16 protein-coding genes are annotated in these 14858 nt (G+C 59.5%); 6 read left to right on the top strand and 10 right to left on the bottom strand.

All coding sequences use genetic code 11. From position 1 onward, the window contains the following. Positions 1 to 60: 60 nt before the first annotated feature. The gene (locus tag FHT78_RS06905; protein ID WP_183741982.1) at positions 61 to 795 is read right to left on the bottom strand and encodes an SDR family oxidoreductase; all 735 of its coding nucleotides are present in this window, start codon (positions 793 to 795) and stop codon (positions 61 to 63) included. 371 nt (positions 796 to 1166) lie between these two features. Between FHT78_RS06905 and FHT78_RS06900 the strand changes: the two genes are divergently transcribed. The 3 genes from FHT78_RS06900 (at position 1167) to FHT78_RS06890 (ending at position 3479) form a co-directional block, all read left to right on the top strand. Further along, complete coding sequence (locus FHT78_RS06900) at positions 1167 to 1952, top strand: IclR family transcriptional regulator (RefSeq protein ID WP_183741980.1); 786 nt, start codon at positions 1167 to 1169, stop codon at positions 1950 to 1952. Between the two features lie 77 nt (positions 1953 to 2029). Beyond that, positions 2030 to 2854: an amidohydrolase gene (locus tag FHT78_RS06895; RefSeq protein ID WP_183741978.1), complete on the top strand. Its 825-nt coding sequence runs from the start codon at positions 2030 to 2032 to the stop codon at positions 2852 to 2854. Positions 2855 to 3071: 217 nt separating this feature from the next. Continuing rightward, positions 3072 to 3479: a helix-turn-helix transcriptional regulator gene (locus tag FHT78_RS06890; protein WP_183741976.1), complete on the top strand. Its 408-nt coding sequence runs from the start codon at positions 3072 to 3074 to the stop codon at positions 3477 to 3479. Between the two features lie 46 nt (positions 3480 to 3525). Here FHT78_RS06890 and FHT78_RS06885 read toward each other — a convergent pair whose 3' ends face one another. The 9 genes from FHT78_RS06885 to FHT78_RS06845 all read right to left on the bottom strand — a co-directional run bounded on the left by FHT78_RS06885 (position 3526) and on the right by FHT78_RS06845 (position 11717). Continuing rightward, a complete protein-coding gene (locus FHT78_RS06885; protein WP_183741974.1) occupies positions 3526 to 3792 on the bottom strand; it encodes a hypothetical protein in 267 nt (88 codons plus the stop codon). A gap of 58 nt (positions 3793 to 3850) precedes the next feature. Then, positions 3851 to 4597 carry a TfuA-like protein gene (locus tag FHT78_RS06880; protein WP_183741972.1) on the bottom strand — a complete coding sequence of 249 codons (747 nt, stop codon included), beginning with the start codon at positions 4595 to 4597 and terminating at the stop codon, positions 3851 to 3853. Then, on the bottom strand, positions 4594 to 5856 hold the full coding sequence (locus FHT78_RS06875; RefSeq protein WP_183741970.1) for a YcaO-like family protein: 1263 nt from the start codon (positions 5854 to 5856) through the stop codon (positions 4594 to 4596). The genes FHT78_RS06880 and FHT78_RS06875 overlap by 4 nt, the downstream gene beginning before the upstream one ends. Positions 5857 to 5869: 13 nt before the next feature. Continuing rightward, complete coding sequence (locus FHT78_RS06870) at positions 5870 to 6013, bottom strand: hypothetical protein (RefSeq protein ID WP_183741968.1); 144 nt, start codon at positions 6011 to 6013, stop codon at positions 5870 to 5872. Between the two features lie 102 nt (positions 6014 to 6115). After that, positions 6116 to 8071, bottom strand: coding sequence for a tetratricopeptide repeat protein (locus FHT78_RS06865; RefSeq protein WP_183741966.1), 1956 nt, complete (start codon positions 8069 to 8071; stop codon positions 6116 to 6118). A 342-nt stretch (positions 8072 to 8413) separates the two neighbouring features. Next, on the bottom strand, positions 8414 to 9172 hold the full coding sequence (locus FHT78_RS06860; protein ID WP_183741964.1) for a sugar phosphate isomerase/epimerase: 759 nt from the start codon (positions 9170 to 9172) through the stop codon (positions 8414 to 8416). 40 nt (positions 9173 to 9212) lie between these two features. Next, complete coding sequence (locus FHT78_RS06855; RefSeq protein WP_183741962.1) at positions 9213 to 10232, bottom strand: LacI family DNA-binding transcriptional regulator; 1020 nt, start codon at positions 10230 to 10232, stop codon at positions 9213 to 9215. Between the two features lie 101 nt (positions 10233 to 10333). Further along, complete coding sequence (locus tag FHT78_RS06850) at positions 10334 to 10774, bottom strand: VOC family protein (protein WP_183741960.1); 441 nt, start codon at positions 10772 to 10774, stop codon at positions 10334 to 10336. A 130-nt stretch (positions 10775 to 10904) separates the two neighbouring features. Next, a complete protein-coding gene (locus FHT78_RS06845) occupies positions 10905 to 11717 on the bottom strand; it encodes an aldo/keto reductase (RefSeq protein ID WP_183741958.1) in 813 nt (270 codons plus the stop codon). A 181-nt stretch (positions 11718 to 11898) separates the two neighbouring features. On the opposite strand from FHT78_RS06845, the gene FHT78_RS06840 reads away from it, so the two are divergent. The 3 genes from FHT78_RS06840 to FHT78_RS06830 are packed head-to-tail and all read left to right on the top strand — an operon-like array spanning position 11899 to position 14834. Continuing rightward, positions 11899 to 12795: an ABC transporter permease subunit gene (locus FHT78_RS06840; protein WP_183741956.1), complete on the top strand. Its 897-nt coding sequence runs from the start codon at positions 11899 to 11901 to the stop codon at positions 12793 to 12795. Next, a complete protein-coding gene (locus tag FHT78_RS06835; protein WP_183741954.1) occupies positions 12792 to 13730 on the top strand; it encodes a carbohydrate ABC transporter permease in 939 nt (312 codons plus the stop codon). Before FHT78_RS06840 ends, FHT78_RS06835 begins: the two co-directional genes overlap by 4 nt. A gap of 3 nt (positions 13731 to 13733) precedes the next feature. After that, the gene (locus FHT78_RS06830; protein WP_183741952.1) at positions 13734 to 14834 is read left to right on the top strand and encodes an ABC transporter ATP-binding protein; all 1101 of its coding nucleotides are present in this window, start codon (positions 13734 to 13736) and stop codon (positions 14832 to 14834) included. The last annotated feature ends 24 nt before the right edge of the window (positions 14835 to 14858 follow it).

The raw sequence follows: 14858 nt of genomic DNA, 5'->3' as shown, positions 1-14858 counted from the left end.
GATGTTTCTTCCCGTTGAGGGGCCGGTATCTTCCTTCGAAGAAGCCGGCGATGCGAAGGTTCAGATCGTCCAACCGCCGTCGATAGCGTAGGCCTGGCCGGATGTGTAGGTCGCACCGGCGAGGTAGACGGCGAGATCGGCGATCTCCTCCGGCGTGCCGAGGCGGCCCATCGGCTGGCGGGCGATGAAGGCTGCGCGCGCCGTATCGTAATCACCCTGTGCGCGCATGCGGTCCTGCAGCGAGGGGCTTTCCACCGTGCCGGGGCAGATGCAGTTGCAGCGCACGCCCTGCGTCACGTAATCGGCAGCGACCGATTTTGTAAGCCCGATCACAGCGGCCTTGGTCACGCCGTAGGCGAAGCGGTTTGGCACGCCCTTGATGCTAGAGGCGACCGAGGACATGTTGATGATTGCGCCATCCTTGCGTTCCAGCATGCCCGGCAGCACGGCACGGATGGTGCGGATCATCGCCTTGACGTTGAGATCGAAAGCAAATTCCAGATCGGTATCCTTCATATCGAGCACAGAGCCGTTATGGACGGTGCCGGCGCAGTTGAAGAGCACATCGACGGCGCCGATTTCGGCCACCAGCGCCTTGACCGCATCGTCATCGAGGACGTTCAGCTTGTGTGTCGAAACCTTGCTCTCCGCCGCAAGGGTCGCCAGCGCGTCGGTATTGATGTCGGTGGCATGCACCTTGGCGCCGGTTGCGGCGAAGGCAAGCGCGGTGGCGCGGCCGATGCCCTGACCGGCTGCGGTGATGAGGACGGTCTTGGCGGAAAGATTGCTTGTCATGTCATGGCCTCTGTGGATTTTTCGCGTTCAGGCGGTGGCAGTGAAATTCTATCTCAAAAGGATCGGTCGGGATGGAGGCCGCGCCCGATCGGGCGCCCTTTCAGGCGGCGACGCCCCGCCAGGCGGACGATCACGATATCCATGCGCTGCATGGTCTTCCTCCCTCTCCCGTTATCTTATTTTTGTCTCGCCTTGGCGAGCCTTTCCGGGAACTGCGACCGTCCGGCACAAGTCCCACGCCGAACGACATCCTCACTCTTAATTTGTCTGTTTATAGACAAACAGACGATTGTCTTGTGGTCAAGCGCGAACTTTTTCTTTTCCGTCTGCCCGCCTGCGTATATGCAGAATGATATTCACAGGAGGGAAGAATGGAGACCGAAGAGGCAGATCGCTACCGCGCTCCGGCGCTCGACAAGGGCCTCGATATTCTCGAACTTCTGGCAAGCGTCGATAGCGGTCTGACGCAGGCGGAAATCGCCAAGCGGCTGGAGCGCAGCCCGAATGAATTCTATCGAATGCTCGACCGTCTGGTGAAGCGCGGTTACGTGACGAGGCTCGATGGCGACCGTTATTCTCTCACCCTGAAGCTCTTCGGCTTGGCGCAGCTGCATGCGCCAGTGCGCCGGCTTGCCTCCTATGCGACGCCGCTGATGCGCGATCTCGCCCAACGCTTGCGCCAGGCAAACCATCTTGCCGTCTTCGACCGCGGTGCCGCCGTCGTGATCGCCCAGCAGGAGGCGCCGGACTATTGGGGCCTGTCGATCCGCGTCGGTTCCCATATCAGCCTGTTCGATACCGGCTCGGGCCACGTCCTGCTCGCCTTTCGCAGCGACGAAGAGCGCGAGATGATGATCTCGGAACATGTGCGCAGCCGCAAAGACGCCGATCTCGGCCAGGAATTTTATAAGCGGTTGAACCAAATCCGCGAGCGCGGCTACGAAATGATGGCAAGCGCCCAGACAGCCGGCGTTTACAATCTCTCGGCACCGATTCTCGGGCCGGACGGGCGCAGTATTGCAGCGCTGACTTGCCCCTACATCGCGCTGGTCAATGCGCCGGCAGCGCCCGATATTACGCAGGCGATCGGCATGGTGCAGAATACGGCGGCCGAGCTTTCGAAGCTCGCCGGCGCGACGATGACTATGCCCGCTTAAAATTCACCAGAATTTCTATTTGAATAATCCATTCACCACCGATAGTTTCCGCCAACCACTCTTTGGAGGAGAAGAGCGTGTTCATAGACACCCATCTGCATGTCATCGACCGGTCGGCGCTGAATTATCCCTGGCTTGCCGACGTGCAAGCCCTCGACCGCGATTTTCTCTACGAGACCTATGCGACCGAAGCCAAACGCTGCGGCATCACCAAGGTGCTGCATATGGAGGTGGATGTCGATCCGGTCGACATGCAGGCCGAGACCGATTATATCCGCCGCCTCGGCGATCTGGTGGCTGGCGCGATCGTCTCCTGCCGGCCGGAAGAAGATGGCTTTGCCAGCTATCTGGAACGCCAAGAGGCTGATCCCTTCGTCAAGGGCTTCCGGCGCGTGCTCCATGTGGTGCCTGATGATGTCTCCGAAGGCGCGCTTTTCCGCGAGAATATCAGAAGGCTCTCCGGAACCGGCCTGACCTTCGACCTCTGCACGCTGCCGCATCAGGTCGGCAAGGTCGTGGGGCTCGCTGACGCCGCACCCGACGTGCAGTTCGTGCTCGATCATTGCGGCAACCCGGATATCAAGTCGAACGCCTTCGAGCCCTGGAGCCGCGGTATTGCCGAAATCGCGCGCCGGCCCAATGTGGTCGCCAAGATTTCCGGTATCGTCACCAATGCCGATCCGGAAAGCTGGACGGCGGAAAATCTGCGGCCCTATATCGAGCACGTCGTATCAAGCTTCGGCTGGGACCGCGTGGTCTGGGGCAGCGACTGGCCCGTCTGCACGCTGGCGGACGGCCTTTCGACCTGGGTCGCAGCCACCCAGGCGGTGCTGTCGGGGACTGCGGAAACAGAGCGTTCGAGGCTCCTTCACGGCAACGCACAGCGTCTGTGGAAGCTCTGACTTTAGCCCAGGCTCGCGCTTTTAAGGTTCAATTCTGCCGGATTCTCGCTTGAAGCGATCTGTCACCACGTGCAATCGGCACGGGCTCTCGGATGCCGCGATGTTTTGACCACCTAAACTACATCCAAACAATTGCTAGGTTGAACTAACTCGGCTAAAAGTTGTTGTTGCCGGGCGTGTAAGTTGTTGGTCCGGTTTTCGCAGGAGGGAATATCAAATGAAAGAAGAACCGCATTCCGTGGACGTTCACGTCGGCAAGACGATCCGTATACAGCGACTGCTGAGAAAGGTTTCTCAGACGGAACTGGGCGATCGTGTTGGCGTGACCTTCCAGCAGATCCAGAAATACGAAAAGGGCTCTAATCGCGTCTCTGCCAGCATGCTCGTCGAAATCGCCGGCGCGCTGAACGTCGATGTCAGAACCTTCTTCGACGATCTGACTGCGCCTGCCGCCAACGCAAACGATAATCCCGCTCCGAGCGAAGAATTCGTCATTTCGCGTGAAGGCGTCCAGCTCAACGCTGCCTTTTTCTCAATCAAGAACGAGCAGCTTCGTAAGAAAATCCTCAAGCTCGTCCAGGCGATTGCCAGTACAGAGCAGAGTGAAGTCGACGCTGCGGAATAACGCGTCGGCCTGATTTTCTAGCGCTCAGTCGCACCCTGCAGCAGGGCTAATGGCGATCGATCACGATCAGATTTTCGCCAGCGTCCTTCATTGCGATCTTGGCTTTACTGCCGACGAGTTTTTCGAGGTTCGCATCGAGCTCCCTATCCGGATCGATGCCGTCCCAATCGATGACGACCTGCAGCAGCGCCATGTTTGTCAGGTGCATGAGGTTGCGCAGCTGAAGTTTTTCAGCCTCGTCCTTGGCTGCCGACAGCAGCCGGAAGAGTCTTGCGTATTCTCTGCCTGTACCCTGGTCCTTTTTTTCGAACATTGTTCCCGCCCTCGACAACAGTCATATCCCCATGCAGGATACCTTGGGCTTGGAACCGTTATTCGAGCGTTACAGGCTGCATCTGCTGCGTGACTTCGGCCTGCAGTAGCTCGAAATGCGAGGTTGCGGCAAAGCTCCAGTCACGCTTTGCTGACGTAAACTCTCCCTTTTGCAGCCATTCCAGCACGAGCCTCGCGTCGGCGCGTTTGCGTTCGACGCGATTGGCGCGGATCGCAGTCAAAATCTGGTCGCGTCGCGGTTTACGAGCAAAGTTGGATGCTTCGACCACCTTGGCATAAGTTCGTTCGGAGAAATGCAGGAAGCGCCCAGCAAGCAGCAGCTTCTTACGCTCGCTGACGGTAATGTCACCCTTGGCATAGAGGCTTTCGATCGTCGGCTCGAAATCGACCCAGGGAACCGAAAGCGGCAGCCAGCCGAGCTCCTGCGGCGCATGGACGAGCGCCACTGCCTCGTCATCGATGAGATTGCCGGATTCGTAGTCGTCGAAGATCGAGCCGATGCCAACCATGCCGAAGGCGGAGCATTCGGCGGCGCGCAGCGCCCCCATGCTGGAGCCACCGGCAACGGCAACGCCCCTTTCCAGCGCAAAGAGGATTTCCTTGTGCCAGACGGATGGCAGATCGCCGAAATAGCCGTCGATCAGACCGATTGCGGTCGCTCCTTCCTGCACAGCGGTCAGAATATCGCCGCAGGCGGCAGGCGGGCGGAAAGCGATATCGGGATGCTGCTTACGCGCTTCCGCGATCTCGCTTGCGAGGCTCGGACCGACGAAGAGGATCTTCATGCCGCGGCCTCCCTGATGACGTTGACGGCGCGCAGGCCGAGCTGGATGTATTGGCCGCTGATATCGACCTCAAGGCCCGGCACGATAACGCGCACGACGGAAACCGGAAGGGTGGGATGTGATAATGGCACGGCGATGATCTGGGTAATGCCTGCAACCCTCAGACGGCCCGCAATGTGGCGGATCGTATCCTGGATCGTTGTGGGACGCTGCCGGCGCATGGGGAAAGGTTTCAGCACCGCATCATTGTTGCAGAGATCGACGACCTGGCGCATGCCGGCGCTGCGATCGATCCGCTGATAGATCTTCGGCGAGAAATCGTCGCGGCTGCCGGCAATCGCCGTCAACCGGCTCTGGGCGGCTTCGGTGATGGCGCGAAGAGCTGCGCGCACCGGATCAGGATGGCAGCCGCAGCCGCCACAGACCTGCGCCCAGCGCGCATCGACGCGGTCCGAGAGATTGCCGGGAATGATGACGGCAAGAAAAGCCGGGACACCGATATCTGTGGTCATGTCGATCAGTAGCAGGCGCATGCCGGCCTGGCGGATGCGATCGACCAAGACATCGATTACGGCATCGCCGAAGGCGCGCGGATCGATGCGTTTCTGCTTGAGCTGTTCGGGGGATTTGAGCTGGGTCAGCGCCCACGCGTCGCGCTCGACGAGTTCGCAGAGCCCGTGCAACACGGCTTCGGCAGGCGTATTACCAGACGCTAGCCCGTCGCTCGACTGCTCGAAGCCAGGGGGACGCTCGCCGCGATGGTCGAGGCCGACTAGCCACCAAGGCACGAAGGCTGTGCTGCCCGAAAGAAGATCGAAGCCAGAGCACCAGGGGATTTGGCCATCGCCGATCTCGTCCGGCGCACAACGCGCCACGCTGTCGAGGTCGATCATGGCGGTCCGTTCCGCCTTCATGTTGTCGAGGCTGGCAAGCCTCAGATCTGCGGGCGCAATTTCAGCGATACGAGTCTCGATCGCCTCCATGGCCGCAGAGGTCATCGCAGCTTCCTTGTCGATGCCTTTGCCCTGGAAAACCGACAGCGTGTGGCTGTTCGGCCTTGTGGCGAAGGCAACCGGGATGTTCAGCACGTCGAGGCCGGTCAACAGGCCGACGCGAGTGATGCCGATTTCGCGCAGATGCGGTTTGATCGCCGCAAAAGTCTGCCCCGGGGTCATCGATCGGTCGTGATAGCTGTTGACGCCTGCCGACGATCTTTTGAGGTCAGCGGCAAGCGTTTTAAGGGCGGCCAAGGCAGACATGCTGATCGATTCCTTAGCGGAACCTTAGTGCATGCGTCAGGCTTTCAAGGCCATTTGCCGAAACGGCCAGTTCGTCCTGCTTGACGGCAGCCTTGGCGGCAGCGGAGAAACGGAGCGCGGGGGCCTGGATTGCAGCGTTGGTTTCAACGGTTTTCATGATCTCTCTCCAAATGGTAGGGCGGCTGACCGCCGTTAACCATTCGAAAAGAACATTGCCTGCGTCATTTAAGCGTTACAGGCTTCGTTAAAAGGCCGTGTATCAGGGAAGACCGGCGAGTTGCAGGCCTTTTATCAACGGATCGGTGAAGGCCGGATCGCGATCAGGGACGAAGTGACGGATCTCTTCGCTGCGGAAATCCGGGAAATTTTCCAGAACGACCCGAGCGTAGTTCCTGGCTTTCGTGGCATCACCCGCCATGGCATGGGCGGCTGCGAGCAGGCGCGCTGTCGCCTGTTTTGACTTTACCGGCTCCAGCGCATCGATCGCCTTTTCATATTCTTCGCGCATGAAATGGATGCCGCCGAGGTTCCAGTAATAATAGTCCGGCGGCAGCGGATTGAGCTTGAAGGCAGCGCGGCTGAGCTCGAGGGCCCGGTCAAAATCGCCGTCATGGGAAAGCGCGTCGGAAAAATCTGCCAGGATGTCGGCATCGTTGGGATTGAGATCCTGAGCCTGCTGGAAGGCATCGAGACTTTCTTCGAACCGGCGGCGGTAGAGCGCGACGAAGCCGAGCTCGCGATAGGCCCGGCCACTGTTGGGATCGGTCTCTCGTGCCATTCTTGCAGCACTATAGGCTTCGTCCAGCAGGTCGCGCTCATGCATGCCTCGGATCAGCCATTCCATGCCGAGTGCGCGAGACATGCCGGCATGGGCGGGAGAAAAATGTTCATAGCGGCTGAGCGACGACTTGAACCATTTGCGCGCCTGGCGCAGGTGCTGGAGGTCGGTATGGGAAATCAGCCGCTTGCCTTCGAGATAGAGCCGATAGGCGGAGGCCGGCACCTCGCCGAGCGGCGTCGCCAGTTCAGTGCGTTCGATCGTATCGGCGAGCGTCATGACGATGCGCCGGGTCAACTGGCTGAAGGCTTCGCTGATCTTCTGCATCGCGAAGGGAATTTCGACCGCCCAGAGCACTTCGGAAGTCGCTGTGCGCGTCAGTCGGCAGGTTGCATAGACGTCCTCGTCGCGGCCCTGGATCGTCACATAGACGGCATAGTCGAAGCAGAGGTCGAGCGGGCCGACGGTCGCAAGGGTCGGGTCGAGCGCGCGGCTTATCATTTCCAGGCTCGTATGAGCGGCAATCACCTTAAAGCCGCGCTGCTGGCTGAGGCCGATCGTGACATCTTCGAGCAGCGCGCGCCCGACGCGCTCCATCAGCGGATCGGTGAAGATGCTTTCGGGCGGCAGGATGACGATGCGCGGCTGTCCGGCCGGATCGATCAGCAGTTCCGACACCGCAGGCCGACGTTCCGGCGCAGCCGGCTGTGCGGCAGCCAGGATGCCGAGTTCGCGGGCAAGGGCCGTCGTTACCTCGTCCGGTTCGATATCGAAATCTTCCCTGAGCTGGCTGCGGCATTTCAGATAGGCTTGACGCGCCGACGGCAGGTCGTTCATGCGCGTATGGGCGCGCATCAGCGCCCGGCAGGCGATCTCATTGGCGGGGTCGAGCTCGATCAGGCGCCTGGCAAAGGCGATTTGTTCCTCATCCGGGCGCTCGTCGTCACGTTCCAACAGGCGGACAAGATGGGCCGAGCGCGCTTCGTCAATCCGCTGGCGCTCGAAGGTCAGCCAGTCTTCGGCGCCCTGGGTTGGAGATTTGACGCTTTCGAGCAATTCTCCGAGCAGGACGTTGCTTTCATCCGGCCCCAGCACATCCTTCTGCTTGAGGATCGTGAGGTCGACCTCCCAGCCGGGCGCAAGGCCGAGATGGGTGCGCGTGGCAACGAGCAAGGGCGGCAGGCTTGCGGGAATGCTCTGTTCGATGCGCGACAGAAGCTGGCGAAGGCTGCCGGCCCGTTTTTCGGGAAGTTCGGATTGCCAGAGCTGGCATCGAATGGTTTCGCGATCAACCAGCGGTTCCTGCGACAGCGCTAACATCGCCAGCAGGAAATAGGACTTTTCGGGCAATGGAAGCTCGCTCCCGGCGGCCATCAATCGCGGCCTGCCGAGCAGACATAATCTGTTCGCTTTCACTTCCCCGGCTGACCCGTCCATCAGGGTTCTCACCTTCAAAAGCCGACACGCTCAAGGGCGCCTCGACCGATTGCCGGATGTTAGAGGGAATGACGCGCAACGGGAAGCGCTTTTGCTACCCTGGATTAAGATTTTCATCAAATATTACGGTCTCGACCGGTGTTTGCTGCTATCATGATTTATGAAAGCTGCATTTCAGGCCGACTATTGTGGTATTTCGGAACATCGTCGCACCATGCAGACCGGCGCGCCGCGACCTATTTCTCCAGTGCGGCGGCTTCCTCGACCGATCCTAAAGCCCCTTCTTGGTTCTCCGCCAGAGCACATCCTCTGTGCGATTGAGCGGTGACGTAAAGATCGAAATCAGAGAGCGAGGCCCTTGATATAGTCGATCGATCGCTTGGCAAACCGGCGCCAGTCGGAGGGGTTGTCGTGCTCCGTGACGATGTGCTCGGCCTTCGTCCGGCGAAACAGCGGCACGAGCTTTGCCCAGTCGATGATGCCGTCACCGGTCGCAGCCCAGCCGTCATCCTCCTTTGTGCCTTTGGGCGCCATGTCCTTCATCTGGATGGCGATGATGCGGTCGGCGAATGTCTGGAGCTCTGCTGCGGGGTCGCCACCGGCCCTGATGATCCAGCCGCAATCGATTTCGAACCGGACATTCTTTTCTGCGCTCTCGAAGATCAGATCGATGGGGCGCGAGCCATCGGCAAGAGGGCGGAATTCGAAATCATGATTGTGCCACGCGACCTTTAGACCATGCGACGCAACGCGATCGGCGCCCTCCGAGAGCGTCTTCCCGAGATCTCTCCAGTAATCGGCTGTCGTGCCCCGATCTTCCGGCGCCACATAGGGCGGGATCAGGATCGTCGCTCCCATGGCAAGCGCGATATCGATGAAGCGCTGCGGCTCCTCGGTCAACCCTTTCAACGGCATGTGGAAGCAATGGCATTTTAAGCCGGCATCGTCGAGCGCTCGGCGGAAAGCTTTCGCGTCTGCCTCATAGGCCGGCAGCCAGGGTTCGATCGCGTCATAACCGAAGGCCTTCAGCTCCGGAAACTGGGTAAAGAGCGGCGGGAAATTGCGTGACGAATAGAGCTGATAGGAAATCGGATAGGTCATTCTTCCTCCCCGTTGCTTAGCTATTGTCCCGGTCTGCGCCTCAGCTCCGGCCAATTGTGCTTTCCCGGATCACCAGATCCGGTTCGATCTGCGTAATGCGCGGCTCCGGCAGACCGTCTTTGGCGACGACCAATTTCATCAGCCGCTCGACGGCAAGTTCAGTGACGACGTCGACGGCATAATTGACGCTGGAGATCGGTGTCGCCGCATGTTCGGCGAATTCGATATTGTCGAAACCGATGATGGCGACATCCTTCGGCACCTGCACGCCGTTCTTCTGGCACCAGCGCAGCGCGCCGATGGCAAGCGAGTCATTGGCAGTGAAAATCCCCGTCGGCCGGTTTGGCGCATTCATCAACGTATCCATCGCCCAATATCCCTTTATGACCGAATGGCCGAGGGGGTCGGCCGTCAGTTTGGGGTCGAAGGCGATGCCGGCTTCCGTGAGAGCCTGACGGTAGCCGTCGCTCTTTTCGACATTGCCGAGCGGATTGGCGCTGTCGATGATGCCGATGCGCTTGTGGCCGGTATCGATCAGATGGCGTGTCGCCTTATATGCGCCGCGGCGTTCGTCGACGCAGACGGCATCGATGCCGGCATCGGGATCACCGACAAGCAGCACGATCGGATAGTTCGATTGCCGGATTTTTCGAATGTGATCGAGACGCCGATGGCTGCGCGGGTAGATCAGCATGCCGTCGACCTGGCGCGAGCGGAACATTTCGAGCGCCTTGATTTCCTCCTCGGGATCATTGTTGGAGGTAGCAAACAGCGTGCCGTAGCCGCGCTCGGCAAGCGCCAGCTCGATTGCCTGCGCCGTGCGTGTCAATGTCGGGTTGGTGATGTCGGTCAGGATGAGGCCGATGGTCTTCGTCTCGCGGCTGACCAGCGACTTGGCAATATGGTTCGGCAGATAGTTCAGCGCATCGGCGGTCTTGCGTATCAGCTGGCGCGTCTCGTCGGGAATGCGTGGGCTGTCTCGCAGCGCGAGCGACACGGTGTTCACCGAAAATCCGGTCTTGTCGGCGATATCTTTGAGGCGAACGCTCGATCTGCTCATGGTCTTTGTAATATTCCGAGATGCTTAACCTCGTTTTCATAGCCCCCGGTCGTGGAAAGCGAAAGGGCGGCCGCATGTTTCACACGGCTGCCCTCCCCTTATCACTTTCCTTCGGCATGCAGCCGCTTGATGCCCTGATACTGCAGGCAGTCCGGATGCATTTCCATCAGCTCGATACGGTTGCCGTCAGGATCCTCGATCCAGGCCTGACGATTGCCGTCGAGCCCCTCCTTGATCTCTGCCGTCAACTTGATGCCGGCCGCCTTGATGCGCTCAGCGGTCGCATCGAGGTCGTCGATCGTGAAGCACATGTGGTTGACGCCATTGGCGTTCCAGCCGGGCGCGCGATCGTTTTCGGCACCGGGAAAAATTTCGAGATAATGATCGTCAGTGATGCGCAGATAGACGAGCCAGGTGGAGCCGTCGTCATTCTTCAGGCGCAGCATCTCCGGAAAGCCAAGGCGTTCGCGGTAAAAATCGAGCGATGCGTCAAGATCTTTCACCTTGATCGCGACATGGCCGTAGCCGGTAATTCCAAGCATGCTTCCTCCTCTCGTCGGCTCCAGGGAGCCGCCGCTTAAAAATCGATGCCGGCAAGCCGGATTTAGTTTAACGATAATACAAGATCACAATTGATCTGAACGCGGCAGATTGTCAACTGCCCCGGATTACTCAGTCCCACTTCGGCCCCCAGTCCGGATCGACGACGCGGTGATTACGGTCGATGGTCTCGATCCTGGCAATTTCGCCAGGTGAAAGCGTGATCGAACTTGCCTTGAAGTTCGAGCGGATGCGTTCCTGCCGGCCGGATGTCGGAATGGTGCAATAGCCCTTCGCAAGTTCGAAGGCGATTGCCACCTGCTCCGGCGTCGCATCATGTCTTTCGCCGATCGAGCGCAGTACCGGTTCGTCGGAGAGTACGCCACGGGCGATCGGCAGATAGCAAGTGACGAGAATGTCCTTTTGTTTACAATAGTTTGCGAGCTTCTTGTTCTGCAGGATTGGGTTCAGCTCGAACTGGTTGTTGGCGATCTTGCCCTTCCCGAGCAGCGCTTCAGTCTGTTCCAGGAGGGCAATCGTGAAGTTCGAAACGCCGATCAGCCTGGTCAAGCCGCGGGCCTGCGCCTCGGCGATCTGGGTGATATAGACCTCCAGCGGAATGCGACCGTAAGGCGCCGGCCAATGGATCAGCGTCAGGTCGACCTGGTCCACCTTGAGCGCTTCCAGGCTCTTTTCCAGCGATGGAACGAGTTGACCGGAACCGAAATTATCCGTCGAGATCTTAGTCGTCAGGAAGACGTCGTCGCGTTTCAGGCCGGAGCGCCGAAGTGCCTCCCCGACCTCGAATTCGGTGTCATAGGTTTGCGCGGTATCGAGATGCCGGTAGCCGGTTTCCAGCGCGCAGAGGATCGCATCGATACCCTCCTTGCCGTTGCGTCCGAACGTCCCAAATCCCATGAGCGGAATAACCTCATGCTTTTCCAAGCCTTTTTCCTCCCTTTCGCCTCGCTCCACCAGGCATTTCCAGAGCTTTGCAACAGCTTGAGGCCGTGTCCAGCGAAAAACCCCTGTTGACCTCAGGTAAATTTTGATCATAGTTTAACGATAATACAAGCTCGATTTCGGGCGTTGGCCGGTGTGGGAGCGCCGGTCTCGGGAGGAAGTGATGCAGTTACGCTGGAGCCGGATGGCGCCCCAGCTGGCTCTCGCGCCGGCTGTCGCCGTCACCCTTGTCGCATTTGTCGGTGCCATATGCTGGACCGCGTGGCTGTCGCTGACGCGAAGCCGGCGACTTCCGGAATATGAGATCGACTGGAGCGAATGGGCCCGCCAATACGAGCGGCTCTTCAACGACGCCGGCTGGACGATTTCGCTGCAGAACCTCGTCATCCTTGGACTCGGTAGCGCGCTTGCGATCGTCTTCGGCTTTGTTCTGGCGGCGATGATCGACCGCGAATGGCGCGGCGAGAGCTTCTTCCGCACCGTCTTCCTGTATCCCCTGGCCGTTTCACTGATCGTAACGGGGGCTGCCTGGCGCTGGATTTTCAATCCGCAGCTCGGACTTGAAAACTTCCTGCATGGGCTCGGCTTCACCTCTGTCAGTTTCAACTGGCTGGCAAGCCCAGAAACGGCAATGTATGCCATCATTCTTGCCACGATCTGGCAGAGTTCCGGTTTCTACATGGCCCTGATGCTATCGGGCCTGAAATCGATCAATACGGAGATTTGGAGTGCGGCGCGCCTCGATGGCGTCAGCTTCTGGCGGCTCTATCTGGAAATCATCATTCCGATGATGAAGTTCACCTTCATCACCTGCGCGATCCTGCTCTCGCTCGGCGTCATCAAGGCCTATGACGTTGTTGTCGCCATGACCAACGGGGGGCCCGGCAATTCCACCTGGGTGCCGGCCTATTTCACCATCAATGCGCTCTCGGCCAAGAGTAATATCGGTTACGCCTCGGCAGCGGCCATCACCATGCTCGTCATCACCGCGGCGATCTTCCTGCCCCTCGTATTGATCACCGCCTGGCAGCAGCGTCGGGCAAATGGAGGTGCAAGATGAACATGCTGACCCAGGCCGCGACACTCGAAGATGCCGTGAATGCCTCGCCGCGCCCGGCAGGCCCTTTCTTTCCACGTAAAAAGAAACGCATTCCGGGCCGCTCCATCGCCATTCTTGTGTTTCTGACGATCTGCGCGCTGTTCTTCTGCGTGCCGCTCTATGTGGTCGTCGTCACCTCATTCAAGACGATGGACCAGATCCGCGAGGGGGCAATCTTCTCGCTGCCGCATGTCTGGACGCTGGAGGCCTGGGACCATGCCTGGGACAAGGCCTGCTCGGGCATCAACTGCAACGGGCTGAAGGTCGGCTTCTGGAATTCGGTGCTGATCCTCTTTCCCTCGCTTATCTTCTCGATCGCGCTGTCGATCGCAACCGGCTACGCGCTGGCGCTTTGGAATGTCCGCTGGGCCAATGCCTTCCTGTTCCTGCTCTTCATCTGCGCCTTCGTGCCCTTCCAGGTTATCATGTATCCCCTGATCCGCATCACCGCGACGGTCGGCATCTATGGCACGCTCTGGGGGATCGCTGCGGTCCATGCCGTGCTTGCCATGCCGGTGTTGACGCTGATCTTCCGCAATTACTACAAGGATATTCCCCAGGAGATCATGCGCGCGGCGATCATCGATTCCGGCTCCTTCTGGCGGATCTTCTTCGAGATCATCCTGCCGATGTCCGGCAATATCCTGATCGTCGTGCTTATCCTGCAGATCACCTCGATCTGGAACGACTATCTGATTGGCGTCACCTTCGGGGGTCTTGGAACACAGCCGATGACGGTCATCCTCGCTAACCTTATCACGGTCTCGACTGGCGTCGTCGCCTATAACGACAATATGGCGGCGGCGCTGCTGACCGCCATTCCACCCCTCGTCATCTATTTCCTCGTCGGCAAATTCTTCGTTCAGGGAATTACCGCCGGCGCGATCAAGGGTTGATCCATGCCGCGTGTCTCCTTCGAACATATCGTCAAGTCCTTCGGCGCCGTGACAATCCTGAACGACCTCAATCTTTCGGTCGATGACGGCGATTTCCTCGTGCTGCTCGGGCCGTCCGGCTGCGGCAAGACCACGCTTCTCAACCTGCTCGCCGGACTTCTGGAAGTCAGTGACGGCCGCATCATGATCGGCGAACGCGACGTGACCGACCTCGATCCGCGAGATCGCGGCCTTGCCATGGTCTTCCAGTCCTACGCGCTCTATCCGACCAAGACCGTCTACGGGAACCTGAAATTCGGGCTCGCAGCAAGCAAGCTCGACCGGGCCGAAATTGAGCGCCGGATCACTGTGACCGCCAAACTCCTGCAGATCGAGCCGCTGCTCAACCGCAAGCCGGGTCAGCTGTCTGGTGGCCAGCGTCAGCGCGTCGCGATTGGCCGGGCGCTGGTCAAGCAGGCGGGCGTTGTTCTCTTCGACGAGCCACTGTCGAACCTCGACGCGAAGCTGCGCACTGAAATGCGCCTCGAAATCAAGAAACTGCACGACACGCTGAAGCCGACCGTCGTCTATGTGACGCACGACCAGATCGAAGCGATGACGATGGCAACCCGGATCGCCGTCATGGATGGCGGCGTCATCCAGCAGTTCGGCACGCCCGACGAGATCTATGGCCGGCCGGCCAATCTCTTCGTCGCAGGCTTTATCGGCGCACCGGCCATGAACCTTCGCAAGGCGCGGCTGACGGTGAACGGCAGTGGCATCAAGGCTGCATTCGATACCGGCGATGCCATCGATCTCGGCGACTACGCCTTTTCGAAGAGGCCGGAAAGCGGCGCTGAAGTCGTCGTGGGCTTGCGGCCCGAACATTTTGTCGTCGCCGAACAGCCGATTGCCAATCCGGCGGCACGTTTCGAACTGCCTCTGCGCCAGGCCGAACGCACCGGCTCTGACGCGACCGCCTATCTCGGCTTCGGCGAACAGCTTCTGGCACTGCGCGTCGATCCCGATCGCGCCGCCGGCTTTAGACCGGGACAGCCGGTGCGAGCAGAATTTCCGCGCGGCAAGGCGAATGTCTTTAACGCTGAGACCGGACTGCGAGTGTGAATGAAGAACCGATGGGAGGAATGG

This window comes from Rhizobium sp. BK196 (genome assembly GCF_014193255.1).
Taxonomy (GTDB): Bacteria; Pseudomonadota; Alphaproteobacteria; order Rhizobiales; family Rhizobiaceae; genus Rhizobium.
This window is presented reverse-complemented; position numbering and strand designations above follow the sequence as displayed.

Excerpts from the sequence above, each read along its gene's own strand:
- FHT78_RS06830 (WP_183741952.1), top strand. The coding sequence starts at position 13,734 with ATGCCGCGTGTCTCCTTCGAACATATCGTCAAGTCCTTCGGCGCCGTG.
- FHT78_RS06885 (WP_183741974.1), bottom strand. The coding sequence starts at position 3,792 with ATGTTCGAAAAAAAGGACCAGGGTACAGGCAGAGAATACGCAAGACTC.
- FHT78_RS06860 (WP_183741964.1), bottom strand. The coding sequence starts at position 9,172 with ATGACCTATCCGATTTCCTATCAGCTCTATTCGTCACGCAATTTCCCG.
- FHT78_RS06850 (WP_183741960.1), bottom strand. The coding sequence starts at position 10,774 with ATGCTTGGAATTACCGGCTACGGCCATGTCGCGATCAAGGTGAAAGAT.
- FHT78_RS06835 (WP_183741954.1), top strand. The coding sequence starts at position 12,792 with ATGAACATGCTGACCCAGGCCGCGACACTCGAAGATGCCGTGAATGCC.
- FHT78_RS06875 (WP_183741970.1), bottom strand. The coding sequence starts at position 5,856 with ATGTCTGCCTTGGCCGCCCTTAAAACGCTTGCCGCTGACCTCAAAAGA.
- FHT78_RS06865 (WP_183741966.1), bottom strand. The coding sequence starts at position 8,071 with ATGGACGGGTCAGCCGGGGAAGTGAAAGCGAACAGATTATGTCTGCTC.
- FHT78_RS06855 (WP_183741962.1), bottom strand. The coding sequence starts at position 10,232 with ATGAGCAGATCGAGCGTTCGCCTCAAAGATATCGCCGACAAGACCGGA.
- FHT78_RS06900 (WP_183741980.1), top strand. The coding sequence starts at position 1,167 with ATGGAGACCGAAGAGGCAGATCGCTACCGCGCTCCGGCGCTCGACAAG.
- FHT78_RS06840 (WP_183741956.1), top strand. The coding sequence starts at position 11,899 with ATGCAGTTACGCTGGAGCCGGATGGCGCCCCAGCTGGCTCTCGCGCCG.
- FHT78_RS06880 (WP_183741972.1), bottom strand. The coding sequence starts at position 4,597 with ATGAAGATCCTCTTCGTCGGTCCGAGCCTCGCAAGCGAGATCGCGGAA.
- FHT78_RS06890 (WP_183741976.1), top strand. The coding sequence starts at position 3,072 with ATGAAAGAAGAACCGCATTCCGTGGACGTTCACGTCGGCAAGACGATC.
- FHT78_RS06870 (WP_183741968.1), bottom strand. The coding sequence starts at position 6,013 with ATGAAAACCGTTGAAACCAACGCTGCAATCCAGGCCCCCGCGCTCCGT.
- FHT78_RS06905 (WP_183741982.1), bottom strand. The coding sequence starts at position 795 with ATGACAAGCAATCTTTCCGCCAAGACCGTCCTCATCACCGCAGCCGGT.